Annotated in this window: 22 protein-coding genes; 8 read left to right on the top strand and 14 right to left on the bottom strand. The window is 74.4% G+C overall.

What is annotated here, in order from left to right; genetic code table 11:
• Positions 1-38 precede the first annotated feature (38 nt).
• On the bottom strand, positions 39-230 hold the full coding sequence (locus Q5694_RS33685; RefSeq protein WP_333937322.1) for a hypothetical protein: 192 nt from the start codon (positions 228-230) through the stop codon (positions 39-41).
• Between the two features lie 133 nt (positions 231-363).
• On the bottom strand, positions 364-1,209 hold the full coding sequence (locus Q5694_RS33680) for an LLM class F420-dependent oxidoreductase (protein ID WP_333937321.1): 846 nt from the start codon (positions 1,207-1,209) through the stop codon (positions 364-366).
• 200 nt (positions 1,210-1,409) lie between these two features.
• Between Q5694_RS33680 and Q5694_RS33675 the strand changes: the two genes are divergently transcribed.
• Complete coding sequence (locus Q5694_RS33675) at positions 1,410-2,924, top strand: CehA/McbA family metallohydrolase (RefSeq protein WP_333937320.1); 1,515 nt, start codon at positions 1,410-1,412, stop codon at positions 2,922-2,924.
• Positions 2,925-3,073: 149 nt separating this feature from the next.
• Here the strand turns inward: Q5694_RS33675 and Q5694_RS33670 are convergent, their stop codons facing one another.
• From Q5694_RS33670 to Q5694_RS33650, 5 genes are all read right to left on the bottom strand, one after another.
• Positions 3,074-3,247: a hypothetical protein gene (locus tag Q5694_RS33670; protein ID WP_333937319.1), complete on the bottom strand. Its 174-nt coding sequence runs from the start codon at positions 3,245-3,247 to the stop codon at positions 3,074-3,076.
• A gap of 215 nt (positions 3,248-3,462) precedes the next feature.
• A complete protein-coding gene (locus Q5694_RS33665) occupies positions 3,463-6,501 on the bottom strand; it encodes an AfsR/SARP family transcriptional regulator (protein ID WP_333937318.1) in 3,039 nt (1,012 codons plus the stop codon).
• Between the two features lie 256 nt (positions 6,502-6,757).
• Positions 6,758-7,312 (bottom strand): hypothetical protein, encoded by a 555-nt coding sequence (locus Q5694_RS33660; RefSeq protein WP_333937317.1) that lies wholly within the window; start codon positions 7,310-7,312, stop codon positions 6,758-6,760.
• Between the two features lie 136 nt (positions 7,313-7,448).
• On the bottom strand, positions 7,449-9,830 hold the full coding sequence (locus Q5694_RS33655) for a serine/threonine-protein kinase (protein WP_333937316.1): 2,382 nt from the start codon (positions 9,828-9,830) through the stop codon (positions 7,449-7,451).
• Positions 9,831-10,022: 192 nt separating this feature from the next.
• Complete coding sequence (locus tag Q5694_RS33650) at positions 10,023-10,745, bottom strand: VOC family protein (protein WP_333937315.1); 723 nt, start codon at positions 10,743-10,745, stop codon at positions 10,023-10,025.
• Positions 10,746-10,879: 134 nt separating this feature from the next.
• Here Q5694_RS33650 and Q5694_RS33645 point away from each other — a divergent pair, with 134 nt between their 5' ends.
• The 3 genes from Q5694_RS33645 (at position 10,880) to Q5694_RS33635 (ending at position 12,865) form a co-directional block, all read left to right on the top strand.
• Positions 10,880-11,512, top strand: a complete 633-nt coding sequence (locus Q5694_RS33645) for a TetR family transcriptional regulator (protein WP_333937337.1) — start codon at positions 10,880-10,882, stop codon at positions 11,510-11,512.
• A 180-nt stretch (positions 11,513-11,692) separates the two neighbouring features.
• Positions 11,693-12,118: a pyridoxamine 5'-phosphate oxidase family protein gene (locus Q5694_RS33640; protein ID WP_333937314.1), complete on the top strand. Its 426-nt coding sequence runs from the start codon at positions 11,693-11,695 to the stop codon at positions 12,116-12,118.
• Positions 12,119-12,184: 66 nt separating this feature from the next.
• Positions 12,185-12,865, top strand: a complete 681-nt coding sequence (locus tag Q5694_RS33635; protein WP_333937313.1) for a pyridoxine/pyridoxamine 5'-phosphate oxidase — start codon at positions 12,185-12,187, stop codon at positions 12,863-12,865.
• 142 nt (positions 12,866-13,007) lie between these two features.
• Here Q5694_RS33635 and Q5694_RS33630 read toward each other — a convergent pair whose 3' ends face one another.
• The 3 genes from Q5694_RS33630 to Q5694_RS33620 all read right to left on the bottom strand — a co-directional run bounded on the left by Q5694_RS33630 (position 13,008) and on the right by Q5694_RS33620 (position 14,867).
• Complete coding sequence (locus Q5694_RS33630) at positions 13,008-13,898, bottom strand: GNAT family N-acetyltransferase (RefSeq protein WP_333937312.1); 891 nt, start codon at positions 13,896-13,898, stop codon at positions 13,008-13,010.
• A gap of 57 nt (positions 13,899-13,955) precedes the next feature.
• Positions 13,956-14,168 (bottom strand): DUF4287 domain-containing protein, encoded by a 213-nt coding sequence (locus Q5694_RS33625; RefSeq protein ID WP_333937311.1) that lies wholly within the window; start codon positions 14,166-14,168, stop codon positions 13,956-13,958.
• A gap of 87 nt (positions 14,169-14,255) precedes the next feature.
• A complete protein-coding gene (locus Q5694_RS33620; RefSeq protein ID WP_333937310.1) occupies positions 14,256-14,867 on the bottom strand; it encodes a GNAT family N-acetyltransferase in 612 nt (203 codons plus the stop codon).
• Positions 14,868-15,098: 231 nt separating this feature from the next.
• On the opposite strand from Q5694_RS33620, the gene Q5694_RS33615 reads away from it, so the two are divergent.
• Positions 15,099-16,304 (top strand): flavin-containing monooxygenase, encoded by a 1,206-nt coding sequence (locus tag Q5694_RS33615; protein ID WP_333937309.1) that lies wholly within the window; start codon positions 15,099-15,101, stop codon positions 16,302-16,304.
• A gap of 428 nt (positions 16,305-16,732) precedes the next feature.
• Here Q5694_RS33615 and Q5694_RS33610 read toward each other — a convergent pair whose 3' ends face one another.
• A complete protein-coding gene (locus Q5694_RS33610) occupies positions 16,733-18,037 on the bottom strand; it encodes an MFS transporter (protein ID WP_333937308.1) in 1,305 nt (434 codons plus the stop codon).
• A 71-nt stretch (positions 18,038-18,108) separates the two neighbouring features.
• Between Q5694_RS33610 and Q5694_RS33605 the strand changes: the two genes are divergently transcribed.
• On the top strand, positions 18,109-19,149 hold the full coding sequence (locus Q5694_RS33605) for a GlxA family transcriptional regulator (protein ID WP_333937307.1): 1,041 nt from the start codon (positions 18,109-18,111) through the stop codon (positions 19,147-19,149).
• A 545-nt stretch (positions 19,150-19,694) separates the two neighbouring features.
• On the opposite strand, the gene Q5694_RS33600 is transcribed toward Q5694_RS33605, so the two are convergent.
• From Q5694_RS33600 to Q5694_RS33590, 3 genes are all read right to left on the bottom strand, one after another.
• On the bottom strand, positions 19,695-20,183 hold the full coding sequence (locus Q5694_RS33600; RefSeq protein ID WP_333937336.1) for an ATP-binding protein: 489 nt from the start codon (positions 20,181-20,183) through the stop codon (positions 19,695-19,697).
• A 934-nt stretch (positions 20,184-21,117) separates the two neighbouring features.
• Positions 21,118-21,630, bottom strand: coding sequence for an EF-hand domain-containing protein (locus Q5694_RS33595; protein ID WP_333937306.1), 513 nt, complete (start codon positions 21,628-21,630; stop codon positions 21,118-21,120).
• A 168-nt stretch (positions 21,631-21,798) separates the two neighbouring features.
• Positions 21,799-22,179 (bottom strand): STAS domain-containing protein, encoded by a 381-nt coding sequence (locus tag Q5694_RS33590; RefSeq protein ID WP_333937305.1) that lies wholly within the window; start codon positions 22,177-22,179, stop codon positions 21,799-21,801.
• Between the two features lie 361 nt (positions 22,180-22,540).
• Here Q5694_RS33590 and Q5694_RS33585 point away from each other — a divergent pair, with 361 nt between their 5' ends.
• Positions 22,541-23,122: a sigma-70 family RNA polymerase sigma factor gene (locus Q5694_RS33585; RefSeq protein WP_333937304.1), complete on the top strand. Its 582-nt coding sequence runs from the start codon at positions 22,541-22,543 to the stop codon at positions 23,120-23,122.
• On the top strand, positions 23,119-24,468 hold the full coding sequence (locus tag Q5694_RS33580) for a maleylpyruvate isomerase N-terminal domain-containing protein (RefSeq protein ID WP_333937303.1): 1,350 nt from the start codon (positions 23,119-23,121) through the stop codon (positions 24,466-24,468). Before Q5694_RS33585 ends, Q5694_RS33580 begins: the two co-directional genes overlap by 4 nt.
• Positions 24,469-24,584 lie beyond the last annotated feature (116 nt).

Here is a 24,584-nt window from a genome sequence, read left to right as displayed (position 1 = left end):
GAGCATACGAGTGCGCTGATCAGCACCGGGGAGCCCCGTCAGTGGAAGGCCAGCCATCCGATGCCCAGGGCGGACACCGCCCCGGCGGCGGCCACGGCGGCCGGCCGGTTGCGGTGCAGGGCGCACCACAGCAGCGCGGCGGTCACCAGCACCGCGATCGTGCCGATCGCTCCGCGCAGCAGGCCCTGGCTGTAGCCGTACTCGCCGAAATGGCGTGCGAACCAGGACATCCAGGCGAACCTCACCGTGCCCTCCCCCGTCGTGACCGTAGACCTGGCCCCGCACCCGGTGCCGCGCGGTGGTCGGCCGCGCCGAGGTGCGTGCCCGGCCGAAGACGACCGCAGTCCATGGCGGCCGGCGTCGTCAAAGGTACTGCGCGAGCCCGTCCAGCGCCTTCAGCACCTCCGCCTCCCCGGCCGGGGGCAGCTGGACGACGACCTCGCCGATGCCGAGGTCGGCGTAGCGGGCGAGCTTGCCGGGGCCGGGACGGACGCCGTAGGGGACGACCTGGAGGGCCTCGGGGTCGCGGCCCGCCTCCGCCCAGGCCGTGCGCAGCAGGGGCAGGGACTCGGACAGGCCCCGTCCGCCGATGGGCAGCCAGCCGTCGGCGTACTCGCAGATGTGGGCGAACAGCTTGGGTCCCGCGCCGCCGCCGATCAGGGTGCGCGGCCCGACGACCGGGCCGCGCGGCCGCTGCACGGGCTTGGGGTGGGCGAAGCTCGCCCGGACACTGCCGAACTCCCCCTCGTGGCCGGCCGGTTCCTCGGACCACAGGGCCCGCATCAGCGCCATCCGGTCCCGGACCAGTTCGCGCCGGGTGCTCCAGCGGACACCGTGGTCGGCGGCCTCCTCGACGTTCCAGCCGAAGCCGAGCCCGAGGGCGAACCGGCCCCCGGACAGGTGGTCCAGGGTCGCGACCTGCTTGGCCAGGTCGATCGGGTCGTGCTGGGCGACGAGCGTGATGCCCGTGCCGAGTCCGAGCCGCTCGGTGACGGCGGCGGCCTGTCCGAGCGCCACGAACGCGTCCAGGGTGCGCCCGTACTCCCGCGGCAGCTCACCGCCGGCCGGATAGGGGGTGGTCCGCTCGACGGGGATGTGCGTGTGCTCGGGCAGGTACAGACCGGCGAATCCGCGCTCCTCCAGCTCCCGGGCCAGCCGGGTCGGAGTGATCGTCTCGTCGGTGAGGAAGATCGTCACGGCGATGCGCATGACCCAATCTGTACCCGAGGGGACGGGCCGTGTCCATACCGACCGGTCGGCATTCGCCGGGGGCCGCGCGGCCGAAAGCCGCCCGTCCCCTTGCCTTGCACCGGCGTTCACGGCTCGGTACAAGGCTGGGCACGAGGTTCCACGCGTCACCGCCGCACCACCCACGCCCTTGTCACGACGACACCCCGGGGAGCAGCAGCATGTGCGAGGACCAGCACGGCGGACTCGGCCGGCGGGCCCTGTTCGTGACGGGAGCGGCCGCCGCGCTTACGTTGGGAAGCGTGAGCTTCGCTTCAGGGACCGGCGGGCGGCCGGAGAGCAGGACGGTGCGCGGCACGCTGCCGCCCGGCTCCCCGGACTTCGTGTACGTGCCGGTGGAGGTCCCGGCCGGCGTCCGGGAGCTGAAGGTCGCCTACACCTACGACCGGCCCGCCGTCCCGGCCGGCACCACGGGCAACGCCCTCGACATCGGCGTCTTCGACGAGCGCGGCACCGACCTCGGCGGCCGGGGCTTCCGCGGCTGGTCGGGCGGGGCGCGCACCGAGTTCTTCATCCGGGCGGACGAGGCCACACCGGGCTACCTCCCGGGGCCGGTGCGCGAGGGAACCTGGCACATCGCGCTCGGTCCCTACACCATCGCCCCGCAGGGACTGTCGTACGAGATCACGGTCACGCTGACCTACGGGGAGCCGGGCGAGACGTTCGAGCCCGTGTATCCGCCGGAGCGGGCCAAGGGGCGGGGGCGGACCTGGTACCGGGGCGACTGCCACCTGCACTCCTGGCACTCCGACGGCCGCCGCACCCCGGCCGAGATCGGGGAGCTGGCCCGCGCGGCCGGACTGGACTTCATCAACTCCTCGGAGCACAACACCCATTCCGCGCACGCCCACTGGGCCGACGTGGCCGGGGACGACCTGCTGGTGATGCTGGGTGAGGAGATCACCACCCGCAACGGGCACGTCGTGGCGCTCGGCACGGACCCCGGCACCTTCGTCGACTGGCGCTACCGGGCCCGCGACAACCGCTTCGGCCGGTTCGCACGCCAGGTGAGACGGGCCGGCGGCCTGGTCGTCCCGGCGCATCCGCACGCCACGTGCATCGGCTGCAACTGGAAGTTCGGCTTCGGCGAGGCCGACGCCGTCGAGGTGTGGAACGGCCCCTACACACCCGACGACGAGGTAGCCCTGGCCGACTGGGACAGCATGCTGGTGGCGTCCGTGCGGGACGGGCGCGACTGGATCCCGGCCATGGGCAGCAGCGACGCCCACCGTGCCCCCGACGCCGTGGGCAGCCCCCAGACGGTCGTGTTGGCCGACGACCTGACGCGGGAGGCCGTCCAGGAGGGCATCCGCGCGGGACGGTCGTACGTCGCGGAGTCGGCCCGGGTCTCCCTGTCGTTCCGGGCGTCCGGCGGGCGCGGCGAACACGCGGGCATCGGCGAGCGGCTCGGCGTGGGCCGCGACACCCCGGTCACCGTCCGTCTGGAGGTCACCGGCGCCCCGCGCTGCACGGTCCGGTTCGTCACCGACCAGGGGGTGCTGCACACCAGTGACCCGCTGCCGGTGTCCGGCACGGGTACGGTCGAGTGGCGCACGACGCCGTCGTACGCGGCCTACGTGCGCGCGGAGTTGCGGCACGAGGCGGCCGCGGGGCCGCTGCCCGGGCCGCTCGCGGCCTTCACCAACCCGGTCTTCCTGGGCCGCCGCACCGGTTGAGCGCGCGACGACTCCCGCGACGCTCGCGGCCGGTGGGTGCCGCGCGCACACGGACCGGTCGCGACGGCTCCCCTCCGCGCCGTCGCGACCGGTCTCCCCCGTGTCCCCCGGTGTCCCCCGTCTCCCCCTGATCCCCCCCGTGCGGTGGCCTACTTGGTCGGCTTGAACGGCTCCGACGTGGCGTGCAGGTCCTTGGTCTCCAGCGGCTCGTCGGTCGCGTGCAGGTCCTGCGGCTTCAGCGGCTCGTTCGTGGCGTGCAGGTCCTTCGTCTCCAGCGGCTCGTCGGTCGCGTGCAGGTCCTGCGGCTTCAGCTCGTCGCCCATGGTCGTCGACTTCCCTTCGGATGGATCAGGCAGTGGTCGGCGGGCCCGCCCGGTCACTCCCCCGAGGATGACCGGACGGGCCCGCCCGGGCGGCTCGCCCGGATGCCGGTGCGAGGCCCGGTGCGTCGACCCGCCTGCCCCCCGACGCGACGGATCGACTGAGATGAATCATGGCGCAGGGCGATAAACGAACGATGAACGCCCCGGAGCGGACCTCAGGCCGCCCGCACCGGCGTCAGCAGGGCCCGCACCTCCGCTGCCTCCGGTGAGCCCAGTTCCTCGTAGATGCCGGCCGCCTCCTGCCAGCAGACCTGGGCCCGTCCCGTCTGGTTGATGCCGCTGAGCGCGCGGCCGAGGACGGTGAGGACGTTGCCCCGGCGCCACTCGCCGCCGATCCCGCGCAGCACGGTGAGGGCCATCTCGGCGTTGGCCGCCGCCTGGGCGGGTCGCCGGGCGGCGAGGTCCACCTCGGCCAGCCGGAACAGGCTCATGCCCTCCCACAGGCGCTGCCTGCTGTCGCGGAACACCTCCAGCGCCTCCTGGAGCCGCCCGGCGGCCTCACCCAGCTCCCCGCTCTGGGTGAGGGCGAGCCCGAGGGCGTAGCGGGCGTTGGCGCCGCGCATGGAGTTGCCCATGGCGTCGTAGATGCCGATGCCCTCCTGGGCCAGCGCCACCGCGCTCTGGGTCCGTCCGGTCGCCAGGCGGATGCGGGAGAGGTTGCACAGGGCGGCGGCCTCGCCGGGACGGTCGCCCAGGGCGCGGAAGTGCTCGATGGCCCGGGACAGGTGCTCCTCGCCGTCCTGGTGGCGGTTCTGGTAGAGCGCGATGATGCCGCGCGCGTTGCGCGCCCAGCACACGGGCAGCAGGTCGTCGGCCTCCCGGGCGAGCAGGATGGCCCGCTCCGCCTCCTCGTCGGCCCGTTCGAAACGGCCGCTCACGTGGTGGACGTTGACGAGCGTCATCAGCGCCCGGGCCTCCGCCCTCTTCAGGCCGTGCGCGCGGGCCGCGCCGAGCAGCGCCGTGGCCGTCGCCTCGTACTCCTTGGAGTTGGCGCCCGACTCGGACAGGTCGTGCGCGGCCCACAGCAGGTCGATGGCGCGCGGGAGGGTCCGCGGCAGGCCCGCCGACTGCCGTACGTGCGCCAGGAGGCAGATCGCCTCGGCGTACAGCCAGTCCTGCGCGGCGTGCCGGTCCTCGAAGCGCAGGCCCGGGTAGGAGGCGGCTTCGAGGTGGTCGACGAGGCGGTCCCCCGGGCGTTCGATCGCGTAGACGCCCGCCGCCGACGCCAGGTAGAAGTCCAGCAGCCGGGACAGGGCCGCCTCGCGTTCGCCCGGGGGCTGCTCGTCGCGCTCCGCGCACGCACGCGCGTAGAGCCGGACCAGGTCGTGGAAGCGGTAGCGGCCGGGGGCCGCCGATTCGAGGAGGGACGTGTCGACCAGCGACTCCAGCAGGTCCTCGGTGTCCTCCACCGGCAGGTCCAGGACGGCGGCCGCCGCGGCGAGGGAGATGTCGGGCCCGTCGGCCAGGCCCAGCAGACGGAAGGCGCGGGCCTGGGCGGGCTCCAGCTGGCCGTAGCCCAGCTCGAACGTGGCCTTGACCGCCAGGTCCCCGGCCTGCAGCTCGTCCAGGCGGCGACGCTCGTCGGCGAGTTTCGCCGCGAGGACGGAGACCGTCCAGGTGCGGCGTGCCGCCAGCCGGGACGCCGCGATGCGGATGGCCAGCGGCAGGAAACCGCAGGCGGCGACCACGTCCAGGGCGGCCTTGCGCTCGGACGCGACCCGCTCCTCGCCCACGATCCTGGTGAACAGCGCCAGCGCCTCGTCCGGGGACATCACGTCCAGGTCGACCAGGTGCGCCCCCGCCAGGTCCACCATCCGCACCCGGGAGGTGACCAGCGCGGCGCAGCCGTCCGTGCCGGGCAGCAGCGGGCGCACCTGGGCGGCGTCGCGGGCGTTGTCCAGCAGGACCAGGACGCGACGGCCGGCCAGTACCGAGCGGTACAGCGCCGCGCGCTCCTCCAGCGAGTCCGGGATCGCCGAGCCGGCCGTGCCGAGGGCCCGCAGGAAGGAGCCCAGGACCGTCTCCGGCTCCGCCGCCCGGGCACCGGCGCCCTGCAGGTCGACGTACAGCTGCCCGTCGGGGAACGCCGAGCGCGCCTGGTGGGCCACGTGCACGGCGAGGGTCGTCTTGCCGACGCCGCCGATGCCGGCCAGGGCGGACACCGCCATGACGCGGCCGTCGGCGGAGGCGAGGATGTCGCCCAGTTCCCGCACGAAAGCCGTCCGGCCCGTGAAATCCGGGACGGTGGCGGGCAGTTGGGCCGGGCGGAGGGGAACGGCCGCCGGTTCGGGGGCCGGTGAGGACGGCTCCGCGAGGCCCGGGTCCGCGCGCAGGATCCGCTGCTGCAGCTCGCTCAGGCCCGGGCGGGGGTCCACGCCCAGCTCGTCGGCGAGCAGGCGCCGGGTGTCGGCGTAGACGGCGAGGGCCTCGGCCTGGCGGCCGCTGCGGTACAGGGCCAGCATCAGCAGCTCGCGCAGCCGCTCGCGCAGCGGGTGGGCGGCGGTCAGGGCGGTCAGCTCGGAGACGGCCTCTGCGTGGCAGCCCTGCTCCAGGTCCATGTCCAGCCGGGCTTCGAGCAGTTGGAGCCGCCACTCCTCCAGGCGGACCCGCTGGGCCTCGGCGTACGGGCCCGGCACCCCGGCCAGTGTCTCCCCGTCCCACAGGGCGAGGGCGCGGCGCAGGGTGGCGCGCGCGTGGCACAGATCCCCGGCGGAGCGGGCCTTGTCGGCCTCGGTCGCCAGGTCCTGGGCGACGGTGAGGTCCAGGGCGCCCTCGCCGAGGTCCCGTACCGCGTAGCCGCCCGACTCGCTCACCAGGACGCCCGGGTCGAGGACCTTGCGCAGCCGGGAGGCGTACGTCCGCAGCGCGGCCAGGGCCTGGGAGGGTGGTTCCTCGCCCCACAGCGCGTCGATCAGCTCGGCGGCCGTGGCCGTACGGCCCTCGCGCAGCAACAGTGCGGCCAGAAGGGCGCGTTGCTGGGGGGACCCGGTGGTGATCGGCTCCTCGCCGCGCCAGGCGCGCACGGGGCCGAGCACGCTGAAGCGCAGCGCCGCGGGCGCCACGGGCCCGGCGGGCCGGGCCGGTTCCCCGGGCCGGGCGGGCGGCGCCGGGTCCACCGGCCGTGGTGACTCCGGCGAGGAGTCGGAACGCCGCTGCTCCGGTACGTGCGGCACACCGACCGGTACACCGTCCATGCAGTCCCCCTCGACATCCTGAGCAACCACGCCAGTTTGCCTTGTGTGCGGTGGATACGTCAGCCGTGGGAGACACCGATCACAGGGCGGCGTACGGGAGTCCGCAGGGTCCGCGCCCTCTCGTCCCACCGGGCGGCGCGGTCGGCGCACACAACACGCCGGGGTGGCGAGAACCGGCCGGTGACAGTGGCGATCGGACCCGCTCGGACGTCGACGCCCGCCCGTGTCCCGGGTGTTCACCCCGGTGCCAGGGCGTTCAGTCGTCGACGAGCGCCCGGCGGTCGGCCCGGCAGTCGTCGACCGAGCCGACCGGGCCCGCCCCCACCTCGACCCGGACGGTCGCCTTGTCGTCGCCGGGAACCGTGACGTCGGCGTGCCGGTCGACGACGGTGAGGCCGCTCTCGTCGACGAAGGTGACCGAGACGGAGAACGTGGCCTTGCGGCCGTTGGGGTTGCTCACCTCGACGGTCGCGTACGGGGCGGACGGGGTCGCGCAGCTCACCAGCCGCGCCGTGCCGTCCTCCAGGCCCCCGCCGCGGCCGGAGCCGGGCGAAGAGGTGGGCGCGGAACCGTGATTCGGCCGGCGGGTGGAGGAACCGGCGCCGCTGGTCCCGTGGTCGTCGTCATCGCCGTAGGTGTCGTCGGAGCCGTAGGAGCCGCCCGAGCCGTACGCACCGCCCGAGCCGGACGAGCTCGCACCGCCGTGGTCCTGGCTGGAGCTGCTGCACCCGCCCCCGTCACCGCCGTGGCCACCGCCGCGGCCCCGGCCCGAGGAGAAGCCGGTCAGCGCCAGCACCACCAGAGCCGACACCGCCGTGTACCTGAGTGCACGCCCCCGAATTCGCATGACGGACAGCCTAGTGATCGCCTGTCACGGTCATGTCACCGTGGGTCGACCGGTGCGTACCCGGCGTGGCGCCGGTTGCGCCGGCCGTTGCGGGCCCCGGTCAGGCCGTGCGGGCCGTCCCGGTGCCCTTCTCGGCGTCCAGCGCGTACACGCAGCGGTCCTTGCTGCACGCGTACACCACCCCGTCCCGCACCACCGGGGAGCCGGTGATCTCGCCGCCGGTGGCGAGCTTCCAGCGCAGCCGGCCGTCGTCGGCCTTGAGGGTGTAGAGCAGGTGGTCGGTGGAGCCGAAGTGGATGCGGCCCTCGGCCACCGAGGGGGCGCCGACGATGTCGCCGCCAGCCTGGAAGCGCCACTTGGGCGTTCCGGTGACCGCGTCGAGGGTGTACAGGCCCTTGCCGCTGCCCACGTGCACGTGGCCCGCGGCGACCAGGACCGGTTCGACCGAGGCACGGGCCTCGGTGGCGATTCGCCAGCGGTCGCGGCCGTCGGTGGCGTCGAGGGCGTAGACCGTGCCGAGGTAGTCGGCCAGGTAGACGCCGCCGCCGGTGACGGCCGGGCCGGGGACGAAGGCGGGCGGGCAGAGGAAGACGGCCGGCGCCTCGAAGTGCCACTTCACGCGCCCGGCCGCCACGTCGAGGGCGAGGACGCGGGTCCCTGCGCTCACGTACACGTACCCGTCGGTCCCGGGGGCGATCCGGACCGGGACGCCGCCGCAGGAGGCCGCGTCGCCGATCGGGTACGACCAGCGCTCGTCGCCGGTGCGGGCGTCCAGGGCGCGCAGCCGGGCGTCCTGCCACACGTAGACCGTGCCGTCGTGCAGGGCGGGTCCGGCCTCGGGGGACTCGAAGTCGCTCTGGCAGCCGGTGATCTCCCACAGCTTCCGCCCGGTGGACGCCTCCCAGCCCTGGACGCCGCCGCCCCGGGTGCCGGTGACGACGGTGCCGCGCTCCGCCTTGAGGGAGTAGACCCAGGCATCGGTCTGCAGGCGCCACAGGTCGGCGCCCTCCCGGGCGTCGAGGGCGAACAGGGTGGGCCCGTCGGAGGCGTGGATGCGCTGGTCGGCGACCGCCATGGACCAGGCGACGTCGCGGGTCTTGAAGCGGCGGCGGCCCGTGGCCACGTCCAGGGCGTGCACCTCGAAGGAGGTGACGTAGACGAGGTCGCCGGCGACGGCCGGGGTGCCCCAGACGTCGTTCGACATGCGGAAGCGCCAGGGCCGCCAGCCGCCGGCCTGCTCGGGCGGCGCCGCCGGGGCCGGGGGCGCGGCGACGGCGGGGCCCACGGCGGGATCCGTGCCGTTGACGCCGGGCCGGGGCTTGGACCAGGAGGCGGCGAGGGCGGCCTCCGGAGGGGGTGCCTTGACGGCGGCGGCGCGGACGTCGGCGACGCGCGGGCCCGGCCCGATGGGCACCTGGGCGCCGGCGAGCCGGACGGGACCGGTGTCGGGGGCGCCCACGGGGGCGGGCACGGGCGCGGGAGCAGGGACGACCGGGTCGTGCGGGGGCGGGGGCGGGATGGGCGCGGGGCCGGGGGCGGGGCGTCCGCCGCCGCGTCCGGCACCGGCGGCGGGCTTGCCGGCCGGGCGGCCGTTGCGGCGGGACTCGATCAGGCCGACGGCCCGCTCGGGCAGCCACGCGGAAGCCGTGCCGCTGTCGTCGGACCCGGAGCCGAACAGGTGCGGTGCGAGCTGGGCCTGGAGGTCGGCGGGGTTGGGGCGGGCCGTGGGGTCCATCTGCATGCAGGACTCGATGAGCGGGCGCAGCTCGTCGGGAAGCCCTTCGAGGTCCGGGCCCTCGCGCAGCAGCATGAAGACCGTCTCGACCGGGTTGGCCCCGTGGAAGGGCGGGTGCCCGGTGGCGGCGAAGACCAGCATCGAGCCGAGCGAGAACACGTCGCTGGCGCCGGTGACGCTGCGGGAGTCCTTGGCCTGCTCGGGTGACATGTAGGCGGGCGTGCCGACGGCGACGTTCGTCATCGTCAGACGGGTGTTCGACACACCGGAGGCGATACCGAAGTCGATCACCCGGGGGCCGTCCTCGACGACGAGGACGTTCGAGGGCTTGAGGTCGCGGTGCACCAGCCCGGCCCCGTGGATCGACTGGAGCGCCTCGGCCACCCCCGCGGCCAGCCAGCGCACCGCCTGGGCCGGCAGCGGCCCGCAGTCGTTCACTATCTCCTCGAGGGAGGGCGCCGGGACGTAGGCGGTGGCCAGCCAGGGCACGGCGGCGCGCGGGTCGGCGTCCACGACGGCGGCCGTGTAGAAGCCGGAGACGGCCCGGGCGGCCTCCACCTCGCGCGTGAAGCGGACCCGGAACAGCTGGTCCTCGGCCAGCTCGGTGCGGACGGTCTTGATCGCCACGCGCCGGCCGGACGCCGAGCGCGCGAGATAGACCAGCCCCATGCCGCCGGCACCCAGCCGTCCCAGCACCTCGAACGGCCCGATCCGCCGCGGATCGTGCTGCGTCAGCTGATCCACCACTCTGCCTGCCACCTCCCCGTACGAGCCGCGCCAAGCCACATCTTCCACGCGACCCCGTGCAGCGTCTCACCACCGCACCGCCATGGCGGCACGCACCCTGATTCTTCCTGGCCCGAGCCGTGGTGGCGAACCCGGTGACAATTAGGATGTGTCCGCACACAGACCATCAAATGCAGACCAAAGTCCGCCCGGTCAGCGGTGGAGCAGCGCGAACGACGCCCCCTGGTCGTCGGTGACGACGGCGACGGTGCCGTAGGAGGCGCGGAAGGGCGGGGCCTGGACGCGTCCGCCGAGCCGGGTCACCTCCTCCAGTGCGGCCGGTACGTCCTCGACGGCGAAGTGGACGAGGAAGTGGGGCGGCATCTCGGCGGGGAAGACGTCGGACACGGGTGCGCGGCCGAAGTCCGGGTCGGCGCCCGGTCCGAACAGGGCCTCGTGGAAGAGGTCCCCGTAGAAGGTGTTGGCCGCCTCGGTGTCCCGGGTGTACAGCTCGGTCCAGGCGAAGGTGCCCGGCTCGTGCCGCGCGCCGAAGCCGGGGTGCTCGCCGGGCTGCCACAGGGCGAAGACCGCGCCCTCCGGGTCGGTGACCAGCGCCGCGACGCCGAGCTCACCGGCCGGCACCGGCGCCGAGACGACCTGCCCGCCCGCCTCCCGCACGCGCCGGGCCAGGGCCGCCGCGTCGGGGGTGGCGAAGTACACCGTCCAGACGGAGGGCAGCCTGCCGTCCATCTTGCGGACCAGCCCGGCCACGGGCTGGTCGCCCTTCAGCGCCCGCGCGAAGGGGCCGAACCAGTCCTCGAAGGTCCACCCGAAGAGTTCCCCGTAGAACCGCTTGCCCGCCTCGACGTCGGGGAGCTGCGCGTCCACCCAGCAGGGGACGCCCTCCGCGTACACCGGTGCCCTGTTTTCGGCCATGTCGCCAACGTAACCGCGTCGGCCGCAACCCGCAGACCAGGCACACCAGCCTCCGCGGACCCCCGCACCCCATTTGCAGTCGGCCGAATAGCGCCCCGATCACGCGTCGGTAAGCTGACGGCATGACAGGACAAGTGCGTACCGTCGACGGCCGCGTGGCCGGTCGACGTGGGCAGGCGACCCGGCAGAAGCTGCTCGACTGCCTCAGCGAGATGCTCAGCTCCTCCCCCTACCGGGACGTCAAGGTCATCGATGTCGCACGGAAGGCGGGCACTTCGCCCGCGACGTTCTACCAGTACTTCCCGGACGTCGAGGGCGCGGTCCTGGAGATCGCCGAGCAAATGGCCTCCGAGGGCGCCTCGTTGACCGAACTGCTGGAGGGGCGCTCCTGGGCCGGGAAGGCCGGCTGGCAGACGGCACAGGAACTCGTCGACGGATTCCTGGAGTTCTGGCGGCAGAACGACGCGATCCTCCGGGTGGTGGATCTGGGGGCCGCCGAGGGCGACAAGCGCTTCGCCAAGCTCCGCGCGAAGATCCTGAACTCGGTCAACGCCTCCCTCGCGAACGCCGTCACGGAGCTGCAGTCGAAGGGGCGTGTCGACAAGGACGTGAACCCGGCGGCCATCGCGGGTTCGCTGGTCGCGATGCTCGCGGCCGTGGCCTCCCACCAGAAGGGCTTCTCCCCGGGCGTGAAGCAGGCCGACCTCAAGCCCAACCTGGCGCTGCTGGTCCATCTGGGGGTCACGGGCCGCAAGCCGGCGAAGTAGCCGGCGACGGCTCGCACTTCTTTCCAAGTCCTGTCTGGCGGGCGGCGGTTCACTCCGGTGGACCGCCGCCCGTCGTCTGTCCCGCCCGCCCCGATCCGCACGGCCTTCGGGGAACAGCCGCTCCCTGTGCGGGCGTTGCCCGGGTACCAAGCATCCTGCCGAAGGCCGAAGGAGACCGTGATGGCCCTGACCCGCGAAGAGCGCGAACAGTTCCTGGCCGAGCCGCACGTCGCCGCGCTGGCGGTCGACGCGGGCCCGGGCCGGGCCCCGCTCACGGTGCCGATCTGGTACCAGTACGAGCCCGGCGGAGAGGCGTGGATCATGACCGGCCTGGACTCCCGCAAGAACGAGCTGATCACGGCGGCGGGCCGGTTCTCGCTGCTGGTGGACCGGCTGGAGCCGTCGATCCGGTACGTGTCGGTGGAGGGGCCGGTGGTGGACTCGGCCCCGGCGACCCTCGAACAGCTCCGGGAGATCTCGGCGCGCTACCTGCCGGCCGACAAGGTCGACGGCTACGTGGACTTCGCCTGGAAGAACCACGGTGAGCAGGTGGTCCTGCGGATGCGGCCGGAGAGGTGGGTCTCCTCGGACCTCGGCCAGGTCTGACGCCTGCGCCGGAGGAGCCGTCTGACTCGGCGGGTCCGCCGGTGCCCGCGGGGCGAGAATCGGGGCATGGATTGCGATCTCCACGCGCTGCTGCGCTCCCTGCGCGTCTGGGACCCGGCGCTCACCGCGCTCCCGCCCTTCGACCCGGCCACCGCGCCCGCCGCCCCGCTGCCGCTGTTCGCCGAGTGGTTCGCGGCGGCGGTGTCGGCCGGGCAGACCGAGCCGCACACCATGTCCCTGGCGACCTCGGACGCCTCGGGCCTGCCCGACGTGCGGATCGTGATGCTGCACGGCGCGGACGCCGACGGCTGGTCCTTCGCCTCGCACGACGGCAGCCGCAAGGGCCGCCAGCTCGCGGCCCGGCCGTACGCCGCGCTCGGCTTCTACTGGCCGGTGCTGGGCCGCCAGGTCCGGGTGCGCGGCCCCGTGTCGGCCGCCCCGTCCGAGGAGTCCCAGGGAGACCTCCACGCCCGTTCCACCGGTGCCCTGGCGGCGGCGCTGACCGGGCACCAGAGCGAGGTCCTGCCCTCGCTCGACGAACTGGCCAGGGCCTCGCGATCCGCGTGGGAGCGGGCCGCCGCGGACCCGGCGGCCCCCGTCCCGTCCTGGACCCTCTACCGGCTGCGCCCCCGGGAGGTCGAGTTCTTCCAGGGCGACGAGCGGCGGCGCCACGTCCGCCTCCGCTACCGGCGCGAGGACACGGGCGGGCAGCAGGCGTCCTGGACGCGGGAGCTGCTCTGGCCGTGAGACGCCGGCAGGGTGCCCCCCCCCGCTCGGCCACCCGACGGCGGACCGCGGGTCACGGGCACGTGTGCACCGCGGTCACGCGGGGGTCGTGCGTGACCGTCACGGGGTCGTGCATCGCCCTCATGGGGGGTGTGCACCGCCGTCACGTGAAGTCGTACACGGCGAAGTCCCCCACCGGCCGGTAGCCGATGCGCTGGTACAGCCCGTTGCTGGTCGGGTTGGCCAGGTCCGTGAAGAGCACCACCTCGTCCGCACCCGAGGCCAGAGCGGCCCGGCTGACCTCGGCGGTCACGGCCCCGGCGTAGCCCCGGCCGCGCAGGGGGGCGGGGGTGTAGACGGAGGCGACACGCACCTGCCCGGCGACCCGGGGCGTGACGCCGGCCATGGCGACCGGCGTGCCGTCCGGACTCTCCCACAAGGTGACGCCGCCGCCGCGGATCCGGGCGTCCGCCCACTCGGCGGATCCCCGGACGGTGCCCAGCCCGACGGCCGCGCCGAACTCGTCGTGCCAGCGCATCAGCAGCTCGCGGTCGGCCTCGCCGGCGACGCGGGGCGCACCGGGCGGCGCGGGCTCCGGCACGGTCAGGGTGCCGAGGCGGTAGAGCCGCTGACGCTGACGGAGCCGGACGGTCACGCCCGTGTGCCGCCGCCACGCCTCGGCGAACGCCTCGGCGGTGTCGCGGTCGGAGTTCACCCCGGGCAGGCGCTGCCCGAGGCGGGCCAGCCGGGCGGCGAGTTCCTCGGCGTCCTCGCGGGTGAGGCCGGTGACGTTCAGCCAGTGCGGCGGCGTACGGAAGAAGGCCGCCCGGACCTGCCCGTCGCGCCCCAGCACCCCGAACTCCGGTGTCCCCTCCCCGTACACGTCCGGTCCCTGCGTGCGCAGGGTCTCCGTGACGGTCAGCGGGACGGTGTGCAGCGCGGGCGCGGAGCGCAGGAACGCCCCGGCGCGGGTGAGGAAGTCGTCCAGCTCCCGGGTGAGGTGCCAGGCGCCCGCCCCGGTGGCGGCGGTGTCGGTGTCCGTGTGGGTGTCCATGCCCCATGATGCCGCCGTGCCGCCTCGCGGCGCTCCCCGATAACGCCGGGCCCGGCCCTACCTCCTCTTGTCCTCCGCGAGGGTATGGGCCACGAGCGCGTTGGCGTGGCCGTGCCCCAGGCCGTGCTCGCTCTTGAGCCAGCCGACCAGTTCCATGTGCCGGGTCAGCGGGGAGGCGCGGATGAGCTGCTGCCATTCGGCGACCGGCCGGCCGTACTTCTTCTCGATGGCGGGGAAGTAGCTCGCCGGGCCCTTCACGGGTTCGGTCATCTCCGGTGTCCCTTCTGTGTGGTCACCGCATACGACCGGCGAGGCGCCCCGGACTCATCGCCGGCCGTCGGTGACCCGCGTCACAGATCAGCGGTCGTCCTCCGAGCCCCGCACCCCGGCCGGTTCCGGGTCCGTGGCCAGCCGGGCGTGCAGATGGGCGTCCCGGAAGGCGTCGTGCCGGTCCTCCGCGAAGATCGCCCCGCGCAGGGTTCCCTCCTGGGCGAAGCCGCAGCGCTCGGCGATCCGGCACGACGCCTCGTGGCCGACCGCGTGGTCCAACTCCAGCCTGTGCAGCCGCAGTTCCGTGAAGGCCCAGCGCGCGGCGAGCAGCAGGGCCCGGGTGGCGACGCCCCGGCCGCGGGCCTCGGGCAGGACCCAGTAGCCGACGCGGGCGACCCTCAGGTGGTACCTGATCTCGTTGACGCCGATGTGGCCCAGCACGGTGCCGCCGCGGGCGTCCGCGATCCGGAACGACAGCGAGGTGCCCTCCGCCGCGCTCTGCTCGCGCGCCAGCAGCGACTCACGGGCGCTCCTGCGGTCCGTGACCGGCCGCAGCGGGGTGTTCCACCTCCGGAACTCCGGGTCCCTCAGTCCGCGCAGCCAGGTGTCCACGTCGGAGCCGGAATCGGGGTTCCAGGGGCGCAACTGCAGGCCGTGCCCGTTGAGTTCGGGGAGTGAGTGGTCACGTGTGGGGGCCATGGGGCCATTCAAGCGCGTGGGACCCCGCGCGCACCCGCGGACCGCGACACCCAGGACCGAGGCCCGCCGCCCCTCGGCTCGCCGACGCTCCCGAATCCGTCACCGGGCCGCCACAACCGGGCCGCTTGCGCCACGGGCCCCACCCGCTCCCCCTACAGGCGTGATCAATCCGAAACCAATTCCGGTCTTGACCGAGACCCATCAAGCGGGTCCGTGATTACGCTCGCGCTCATGGCCGACTCCACACCCCCCACCCGCTCCTCCGCGCAGCCCGCACCCGACCGCCCCGTCTACGTCGTCGGCGGCGGCCCCGGTGGGCTCGCCGCGGCGTACGCGCTGCGCGCCCGGGGCGTACGGGCCGTCGTCCTGGAGAAGTCCGACCGGGTGGGAGCGTCCTGGCGCCGCCACTACGACCGGCTGCACCTGCACACGACCCGCCGGCTGTCCGCCCTTCCGGGCCTGCCGATGCCGCGCCGGTTCGGACGCTGGGTGTCCCGTGACGACCTGGTGCGCTACCTGGAGAAGTACGCCGAGCACCACCGGCTGGAGATCGTCACCGGTGTCGAGGTGTCCCGCATCGAGCGCGCCCCCGACGGCACGGGCTGGCTGCTGCACGCCACCGGCGGCCGTGAGCTGACCGGCGCCGCCGTGGTCGTCGCGACCGGCTTCAACCACACCCCGCGCGTACCCCCGTGGCCCGGCCGGGCGTCCTGGCCCGGGGAGTTCCTGCACGCCGGGCAGTACCGCAACGGCGAGCCCTACGCCGGCCGCGACGTCCTCGTGGTCGGCGTCGGCAACACCGGCGCCGAGATCGCCGTGGACCTGGTGGAGAGCGGTGCCGCCCGGGTCAGGCTGGCCGTGCGCACCGTCCCGCACATCGTGCGGCGGTCGACCGCCGGGTGGGCCGCCCAGTACAGCGGCGTCCTGGTCCGCCGCCTGCCGGTGGGCCTCGTCGACCGCATCAGCCGGGTGCAGGCGAAGGTGGCCGTGCCCGACCTGTCGGCCCACGGCCTGCCGCGCCCCGACACCGGCCTGTACAGCCGCGTGAAGCAGGGGGCCATCCCGGTGCAGGACGTCGGGCTGATCGACGCGGTGCGCAAGGGCAGGGTCGAGGTCGTCGCCGCCGTGGACGGTTTCGAGGAGGACGGCTCGGTGCTGCTGGCCGACGGCTCCAGGATCTCCCCTGACACCGTGATCGCCGCCACCGGGTACGTCCGCGCCCTGGAGTCACTGGTCGGGCACCTCGACGTCCTGGACGCCCGCGGCAGGCCCGTCGCCCACGGCCCCCGCACCCCGAGGACCGCACCCGGCCTGTACTTCACCGGGTTCACCAACCCGATCAGCGGCAACCTCCGCGAGCTGGCGATCGACGCGGTCCGGATCGCGAAGGCCGTCGCGAGGAACGAGGCGGGGAAGGCGGCCCGCCTCCCCGGCTGACCCGTTGCCTGCCCGGCTGACCCGTTGCCTGCCCGGCCGATGCGCGGGAGGAGCGGGCCGCGTGAGCGCCCGCCGCCGGACCGGGCGGTCGTGCCGGGAGCCGGGAGGGCAGGCCGCGGGCGCGGGACATGGCCCGGGCCGTGGGGCGGGATGCCTTCCTGGCCCGGCGCCTGCGGGAGTGGCCGCTCTTCCGGGCGGTCGCCCTGCGGCTGCCCTGGGAGGCCTACCGGCTGCCGGCCTCGCCGGTCCGGCTCCAGCTCAGGACCGCGGCCGAGTCCGGCGGTGTCGGGGCCTGCCGCGTCCACGCCGCGCACGACCGGACGAAGGGGACCCGCGCCACCGCCCGGACCGGTGCCGCCCCCCCGCCCCGGAGCGATGAGCCGCCCCGAGCGGTGAGCCGCCGCTCCGGCGTGCGGGCGCGGGGCTCCTCAGGCCGTCGCCAGGGCGGGCGTCGGCGTGCCGCGGCGGATCACCAGGGCCATCAGCGCCGCCGCCGCGCACAGCGCCCCCGAGGCGTACCAGACCACGTCGTACGAGCCGAACGTGTCGCGCGCGACCCCGCCCAGGAAGGCGACCAGGGCCGCACCGACCTGGTGGGAGGCGAGGACCCAGCCGAAGACGATCGCGCTGTCCTCGCCGTACTGCTCACGGCACAGGGCGAGGGTGGGCGGGACCGTGGCGACCCAGTCGAGACCGTAGAAGACGATGAAGAAGACCATCGGCGGGTGGACGCTCGGGCCCAGCAGGATCGGCAGAAACATGAGGGACACGCCGCGCAGGGCGTAGTAGACGGCCAGCAGGCGGCGCGGCTCGAAGCGGTCCGTGAACCAGCCGGAGGCGATCGTGCCGACGACGTCGAAGACCCCGATGACCGCGAGCAGGGAGGCGGCGGCCGTGACCGGCATGTGGTGGTCGTGGGCCGCGGGGATGAAGTGGGTCTGGATCAGGCCGTTCGTGGAGGCCCCGCAGATCGCGAAGGTGCCGGCGAGCAGCCAGAACGGGCCCGTGCGCGCGGCCGAGAACAGCACGGTCACGGCCCGACGCGCGGCACCGCTGACGGGCGCCGGCTTGGGGACGAACTCCGTCGCCCCGTAAGGCTTGTGATCCACGTCGGCCGGGTGGTCGTGCAGCAGGAGCCACACGAACGGCACGACCGCGAGCGCGGCCAGGGCGACGGTCACGGCCGCCGGCCGCCAGTCGTAGCGCTCGATGATCCACGACAGCAGCGGCAGGAAGACGAGCTGCCCGGAGGCGGACGCGGCGGTGAGGATGCCGCTGACCAGACCGCGCCGCGTGGTGAACCAGCGGTTGGTGACGGTCGCCGCGAAGGCCAGCGCCATGGACCCGGACCCCAGGCCGACCAGCAGGCCCCAGCACAGCATCAGTTGCCAGGCGGCCGTCATCCACACGGTCAGACCGGAGCCGAGCGCGATCAGGGTCAGGGCGACCGCGACGACCCGGCGGATGCCGAAGCGGTCCATCAGGGCGGCGGCGAACGGGGCCGTCAGGCCGTAGAGCGCGAGGTTGACGGAGACGGCGGCGCCGATCGTGCCGCGCGACCAGTCGAACTCCTCGTGCAGCGGGTCGATCAGCAGACCCGGCACGGACCTAAAGGCGGCGGCGCCGATGATCGTCACGAAGGTGACGGCGGCGACGAACCAGGCGCGGTGCACGCGACGACGGCGGGACTTCGGCGGCTGCTCGACGGCCGCTGTTCGGGTTGTCTGGCTCACGTCATAGAGCCTCGGGTCACGGCCGCCCCGCAGCGAGTGGCCCGAGGGACAGCATTCGTTAGGATCGGGCCATGACTCCGGCCAGTGAAGCACCCGGACACCGGGCGGACCCCGGTGTCCGTCCGCACCGCGTCGTCGTCCTCGCGCTCGACGGACTGCTCCCCTTCGAACTGGGCATCCCGCACCGCATCTTCGGCCGCCCCCGGGACGACCGCGGCCGGCACCTGTACGAGGTCGTGACCTGCTCGGTCCGGCCGCCCGGCCCGGTCGAGACGGACGCCGACTTCGCCGTCCACGTCCCGCACGGCCCGGAGGCCCTGGCCACCGCCGACACGGTGATCGTCCCGGCGTCGTACGCGCTGGGCCCCGTCTACGACGAGGGCGTGCTGACCGGGGAACTCGCCGCCGCGCTGGCCCGGATCCGGCCGGGCACCCGGCTGGCCTCGATCTGCAACGGCGCCCACGTGCTGGCCGCCGCCGGCTACCTCGACGGGCGCCGCGCCACCACCCACTGGGCCGACGCGGACCACCTCCAGCGGCTGTTCCCGCAGGTGGAGGTGGATCCGGACGTGCTGTTCATCGACGACGGCGACGTGCTGACCTCGGCGGGGGTCGCGGCCGGCATCGACCTGTGCCTGCACATGGTGCGCCGCGACCACGGCGCCGCCGTCGCCAACGAGGTGGCCCGCCGTACGGTGGTGCCGCCGCACCGCGACGGCGGGCAGGCGCAGTACATCGAGCGACCGGTGCCCGACCCGCAGCAGGCGTCCACCACCACCGCCCGCGCCTGGGCCCTGGGCCGTCTGCACGAGCCGATCCAGCTGCGCGACATGGCCGCGCAGGAGTCCATGTCGGTGCGGACCTTCACCCGGCGCTTCCGCGAGGAGACGGGCGTCAGTCCCGGTCAGTGGCTCACCCAGCAGCGGGTGGAACGGGCCCGCCACCTCCTGGAGTCCACCGACCGTTCCGTCGACCGGGTGGCCCGGGACGCCGGCTTCGGCACGGCCCAGTCGATGCGCCAGCACCTCCAGGCGGCGCTCGGCGTCACCCCGACCGCCTACCGCCGCACCTTCCGCGCCCGGAACCCGTCACCGACCGCCTCCGGCACGTGAACACGGGCGGCGGCCGAGCGACTCGGCCCCGGCCCCGGCATCACACGGACCGGCCCCACCGCCGGCGACAGGACCCCGGCCCCTGTCCACAGCCTGTGGACAACGCGTCGGGCCGGCCGGCACACCCCGTGGGTGGCGGCGGCGCCGCGCTGCTCGCCCCGAGCACGGCAGCGCGCGCCACCCCCGACTCCGGCGCTCCACCCCCGGCTTCCAGGCCCTGACGGAAGCCGACGCCGAACGTCACGACCCGCACTCGCCGAGGACCACCGCCAGCGGGGCCCTCGCCGTCCCCTCACGGCGAATCGCTGGCACAAGCGTGATCAGCCGGTCACCACCAGTCAACAGCCGATCGGCGATCCGCCCCTTATGCGGCTTTCGTCATAGGCGCGCACGGAAGCACGGCCCGGCGCACCGCCACATGTCCGGGGGGAACCGGCCGGCTCACCATGCACCCGTGCCCCTCCTCCGCCGCACGACCGCCCGGCATGTGCCGCGGCAGACCCCCGTCCGGCGCGCGCCCGGCGGGCGGGACCGGCAACGGCGCACTACACGGCTTCGTACGCCGCCAGCCCTTCGAAGGCGATCTCGTCCGCGGCGCCGTACGCCACCGCGCCGCCCGGGCAGGAGGCCGTGACGTCGCGGCCGGCGGCGCACCGGTCCACCTCGCACCAGATGCGCTTGCCGCCGGCCTCGACGCTCCAGCCCCAGCGGTCCGCGAGCCCGTCGACGAGGGCGAGGCCCCGGCCACCGGTCGCCTCGTCGCCGGCGCACCGGGGCACGGGGGCCCGGCCGCTGCGGTCGGCCACCTCGAGCCGGACGGTGGACTCGTCCGTCGCCACCGGCGGCAGGGACAGCCGCAGCAGGGCGGGACGGCCGGTGTGCACCACGGCGTTGGTGACGAGCTCGGAGACCAGCAGGATCAGCGTCTCGGCGAGCGGCTCGTCGGCCTGTATGCCCGACCCGGCCAGGCGCGAGCGGGCCCACCGTCGCGCCCGCCCCACTTCTGCGGGGTCGGGCCGGATCTCCAGCTGCACTTGAAGCACCTGCACCGCTCACACCATCCGAACCGGCGGACACTTAGGCTCGCGCCTCACGAGGGCCACGATCGTAGCCATTTCCTGCATGGCCAGAACAACGGCCGGGACACGGATCACGGAATGTGAATCCCTTGTGGGACAGCATGGTTGACGTACAGTCACCCCAACAAGCGCTTCGGGCATATTCCAGCGCGAAGGAGTACCCCTGCGGGATACTGTGCGACGCTCCCCAGGGGCAGTCGAACATGCGGCGCCACCGGGTCCCACCGCGCTCAGAGCCACTCGCATCTCACCCAAGGTACCGGAGGGGCCGTCGACTCCGGGGGGTGACGGAACAAGCCGGAGGACACCGAGCGGCATCAACGCTCCGTGATCACCCGTTGCCACGATCCATGACACGTCCGCAGGTCGACGCGGTGACGGCCCGGCCAGGCGCCCGGCCGGGCCGCACGACGAGCAGAACGATCGCGCACCCTTCCTCACTGTGCGTCACCACGCCTGCGCGTGGCGTTCGAACCCGCATCCGCCTGCGAGGGCGCTGCGGCTCGGACTGCCAGGTGAGGACCCTGCCGCCGGACGACCGGGGCGGGCGGCGGGTGCCGTGCAGGGCGGGTTCGCCGGCGAGGGGCCGATGGCGGTGGGGCGCGCCGGCCGGGCGGCGGTGGAGCCCGTGGCGTCAGGCGCGGCGGGAGGGCCCGGCGGCACGGGGCGCGGGTGCGCCGCGTCCGGGAGGGCGTCGAGGGGGCGGCTGAACTCTTCGCGCGGCCGGGCGTGTTGCGCGGCCGGTCTCGAACAGGGCTTCACCCACCGCCAGTTCTGCCGGACCGGGCGGTGACCGCCTGCTGCCGAGCGACGGACACGGGCGGCCGGAGGACGCGCGGACGTCCTTCCGCGGGGCGTGCCCCCGCGGAAGGCGCCGGACCCGCTCGACCTACTCGGGCACGGTGAAGTAGCGGGCGAACGCGGGCACGACCTCGGCCTCGCCGACCTTGCCGTCGCCGTCCGCGTCGAGCGCTCCGGCCGCGCGGCCGGCCAGGTCCTCGGGGACGCCCAGGCACTTCAGGACGCGGGCGGCCTCTTCGACCGTCGCCGTTCCGTCACCGTCGGTGTCGGCGACGTCCAGGGCCGCGTGCAGGAACGGCCGGGCGATCTCGGCGAACCGGTCGGGGTTGTCACGCAGTCGCTTGACCGCGCCGGTGACGAACTCCTCGCGCGTGATGCGCTGGTCGCCGTCGCGGTCCGCGATCCCGGCCATGCCCTGCCAGAAGGCCTCCGCGCCGCCGAACAGGGCCTGCCCCTTGTCGGAGCGGGCCGCCACGGCGAACTCCCCGAGGAGCGCCTTGGCCGCCCCGTAGAAGTCCTCGCGGTCGATGTAGCCGTTGCCGTCCTGGTCGAAGCCGGCGAACCGGTCGGCGATCCTGCGCTCGTACTCGCTGCTGACCATGTCTGTTTCTGGCCGCCTTACGTCGGGTGGGGTGCGTCTGGGTCGGAGCGTACGACGGAGGGGACCGTCCGGGCGCGGGAAAGCGTCAGTTGTGCCGGGGATGGGGGAATTCCGCGACGGCGGTGTGGCCGGACGGCGGCACTCGGCCCACGGTGCGTCACGGCGCCCTCACGCGGAGAGGGGTTCGCCCTCGTCGCCGAGGGCCGCGTCCAGGTCGCCGTAGACGTCGAAGAGCCTGCGCACACCCAGCGCCCCGAGGACGCGGTTGACGTGGGAGCCGTCCGCCGCGCCGCGGGCGGGCAGCACCAGGCGCAACCGGCCCTGGCAGGAGCGGATCAGCCGGCGGGCGGCGATCAGCACGCCGACACCGCTGGAGTCGCAGAAGAACACCTGGGACAGGTCGAGGACAAGACAGTGGTGCCCCTCGGCCACCACGTCGTGCACGCGCTGACGCAGCACCGGTGACGTCACCAGGTCCAGTTCGCCCGACACCCGGAGCACGGACCAGTCGCCCTGCTCGCCGTCGGTCACTTTGAAGGTCACCACCACGCCCCTCGCTCGCCCGAACGGAAGCAGTCCCTACGCTTCCTTGCTGCGCGGCTGCCCAGCGGCCGTTCCCTGAAACGCGAGGCGCAAAACTGAACTCTTGAAGAAGAGGCTGGTTCTGGTCGACTTCGATCCTGTTCGATTCCCTGCGGATCGTCCGGCCGGAGGGCGGGTGGACGGGCGCGGGCCCGGCACCACGCGGTGCGCACGCCGGCGGTCCTCTACCATCTGCGGCTCGTCAGGGGGCGCACATTGGCACAAAGGGGCGTGCACCACCGGACGTGCCGACTACATTCGAGGAGACGCCGGGCACAGGCTGGACGGCGAACGGGCGCGAAGGACGAGCAGGGGGTGACGGAGCCGCATGGCCGAAAAGGACGTACCGCCTCGCTGGGACCGCAAGATGCAGCAGCGGCTGGCCCGCGGGGAGGCCGCAGCCCTGGGTGAGCTGTACGACCGGTTCGCCTCCCTCGTGCACGGCCTCGCCCATCGCGTCCTCGGCGACGAACGCGCAGCCGACGGCATCACCCGCGAGGTCTTCGTCCACGTCTGGGAGCACCCCGACTCCTACGACCCCCGCAAGGGCCCGCTGCGCACCTGGGTCGCCACCCTGACCCACCGGCTCGCGCTGCAGCGGCTGCGTGCCACCGAGACCGCCGCGCTGGCCCGCGACGGCGCCGGCAGCCCGGAGGAGCTGGAGCTCAGGGTGCGCAGCGCCTCGGTCGCCGCCCGCGCCGACTACATCGTCCAGTCCATGCCGGTCCCGTTGCGCTCGGCCCTGGAACGGGCCTACTTCCAGCGCCGGGACTACCGCCGGACCGCGGCCGACCTCGGCATCACCGAGGACGAGGCCCGCCGGCGCCTGCGCCTCGGGCTGCAACTGCTGTCCACGGCCCACGACACACAGGCCCCGGGCGCACCGCCCGGATACGGGGGTGCGGTGTGAACGGCCCGGACCGATTCGAGGCGTACGAGGGCCATGACGGGAAGGACGACCACCACCGCACCGGCCGACCCGGAGGGACGGGGTCCCAGGAAGGCGGCACCGGCGCACCCGGTGACGCACAAGACCCGGCCCGTCAGCCGCGGATACCGCTGCCCCGGGCGTCCGTCGAGGACGGCGGACTGCCCCTTCCCGCACCGGCGGACCCCGGCGAGTCCGAACGGCCGCCGCCCGCGCCCGTGTTGGAGCACGCCGTGCTGAAGTCCCTGCTCGGCGCGTGGGCGCTGGCCGCGTGCTCGGCCGAGGAGGCGACGGCCGTCGAGGAGCACCTCGGCTGCTGCGGCGCCTGCGCGGACGAGGCACGGCGGTTGCGCGAGGCGGTCGGGCTGCTGCAGCGCCCCGACAGCCTCGACCTCGACCCGGGTCTGCGCACCCGTGTCCTGGAGACCTGCCTGGAGCGCCGTCCGCCGCGCATCCCGGTGCCCGACTGGGCGGCCGCCTACGACGCCGAGACCGCGCGCCTGGACGCCCTGTTGCAGGACTTCGGCGACGCCGAGTGGCACGCCCCGGTGCGGCTGCGCTGGTTCCGCTCCGACGCATCGACGAGCCGCCGCACCACCGTTGCCGGGGTGATCGCGCACCTGCTCAGCGTCGACGGGATGGTGGCGGTCGCGCTCGGCCTGGACGACCCGCTGGGCGAGGTCCCCGCGCAGCACCCGACCCCGTCGGCCCGCACCGAGGCGTACTGGCGCGCCTCGCACTTCCCGCCCACGCGCGCCGTGCGCGGCCCCTGGCGCGAGCAGAGCCACAGCCTGGTCCGCACGGTCTCCTTCACGGGCGGCGGCGCGGGCCGCATGCCGATCTCCTACGGGGAGTTCGAGCTGCCCCTGCACGACGCGATGCTCGACCGGGCCTTCGAGTGCTGGGTGCACGCCGAGGACATCGCGGACGCGGTGGACTACCCCTACGACCCGCCCTCGCCGCGCCATCTGCACCGCATGATCGACCTCGCGGCGCGCATGCTGCCGACGGCCCTGGCCCACCGCCGGCGGACCGGCCTCGCGGCCCCCGCCCACCACCGCCACCTGGTCGCGGCCGGCGAACCGGGACGCAGCCTGCGCCTGGAGATCGAGGGCTCGGGCGGAGGTGAGTGGCTGATCCCCCTGGACTCCCCGGCGGCCAGGGGCTCCACGGAGCACGAGGTGGCCCACGTGGCCCTGGACGGCGTCGAGTTCTGCCGCCTCGCGGCGGGTCACGTCCCGCCGCAGGAGGCGGCAGCGGGCCAGGTCGGGGACCGGGAGGCGATCAGGGACGTCCTGTTCGCGGCGGCGTCACTGAGCAGGATGTAGGCCCCGGCAGCCCGGCGCCGGAGCAGCCCGGCGCCCGAGCCCCTAGGTGTATTGACCCGCAGGGTTGTTCACACGGCTGATCGGTGGCTGGCCGCCGAGTGCGGTGTGGCAGCGAT

The sequence above is a fragment of the Streptomyces sp. AHA2 genome, from assembly GCF_036857595.1.
Classification (GTDB): Bacteria; Actinomycetota; Actinomycetes; order Streptomycetales; family Streptomycetaceae; genus Streptomyces.
The sequence above is the reverse complement of the archived record's forward strand: the minus strand, read 5'-3'. Positions and strand labels throughout refer to the sequence as shown.

What these genes read in the sequence shown, in the direction of transcription:
- Q5694_RS33680 (WP_333937321.1), bottom strand. Translation starts at nt 1,209, where the DNA reads ATGCGCATCGCCGTGACGATCTTCCTCACCGACGAGACGATCACTCCG.
- Q5694_RS33650 (WP_333937315.1), bottom strand. Translation starts at nt 10,745, where the DNA reads ATGGCCGAAAACAGGGCACCGGTGTACGCGGAGGGCGTCCCCTGCTGG.
- Q5694_RS33620 (WP_333937310.1), bottom strand. Translation starts at nt 14,867, where the DNA reads ATGGCCCCCACACGTGACCACTCACTCCCCGAACTCAACGGGCACGGC.
- Q5694_RS33675 (WP_333937320.1), top strand. Translation starts at nt 1,410, where the DNA reads ATGTGCGAGGACCAGCACGGCGGACTCGGCCGGCGGGCCCTGTTCGTG.
- Q5694_RS33625 (WP_333937311.1), bottom strand. Translation starts at nt 14,168, where the DNA reads ATGACCGAACCCGTGAAGGGCCCGGCGAGCTACTTCCCCGCCATCGAG.
- Q5694_RS33615 (WP_333937309.1), top strand. Translation starts at nt 15,099, where the DNA reads ATGGCCGACTCCACACCCCCCACCCGCTCCTCCGCGCAGCCCGCACCC.
- Q5694_RS33670 (WP_333937319.1), bottom strand. Translation starts at nt 3,247, where the DNA reads ATGGGCGACGAGCTGAAGCCGCAGGACCTGCACGCGACCGACGAGCCG.
- Q5694_RS33595 (WP_333937306.1), bottom strand. Translation starts at nt 21,630, where the DNA reads ATGGTCAGCAGCGAGTACGAGCGCAGGATCGCCGACCGGTTCGCCGGC.
- Q5694_RS33630 (WP_333937312.1), bottom strand. Translation starts at nt 13,898, where the DNA reads ATGGACACCCACACGGACACCGACACCGCCGCCACCGGGGCGGGCGCC.
- Q5694_RS33605 (WP_333937307.1), top strand. Translation starts at nt 18,109, where the DNA reads ATGACTCCGGCCAGTGAAGCACCCGGACACCGGGCGGACCCCGGTGTC.
- Q5694_RS33685 (WP_333937322.1), bottom strand. Translation starts at nt 230, where the DNA reads ATGTCCTGGTTCGCACGCCATTTCGGCGAGTACGGCTACAGCCAGGGC.
- Q5694_RS33585 (WP_333937304.1), top strand. Translation starts at nt 22,541, where the DNA reads ATGGCCGAAAAGGACGTACCGCCTCGCTGGGACCGCAAGATGCAGCAG.
- Q5694_RS33665 (WP_333937318.1), bottom strand. Translation starts at nt 6,501, where the DNA reads ATGGACGGTGTACCGGTCGGTGTGCCGCACGTACCGGAGCAGCGGCGT.
- Q5694_RS33635 (WP_333937313.1), top strand. Translation starts at nt 12,185, where the DNA reads ATGGATTGCGATCTCCACGCGCTGCTGCGCTCCCTGCGCGTCTGGGAC.
- Q5694_RS33640 (WP_333937314.1), top strand. Translation starts at nt 11,693, where the DNA reads ATGGCCCTGACCCGCGAAGAGCGCGAACAGTTCCTGGCCGAGCCGCAC.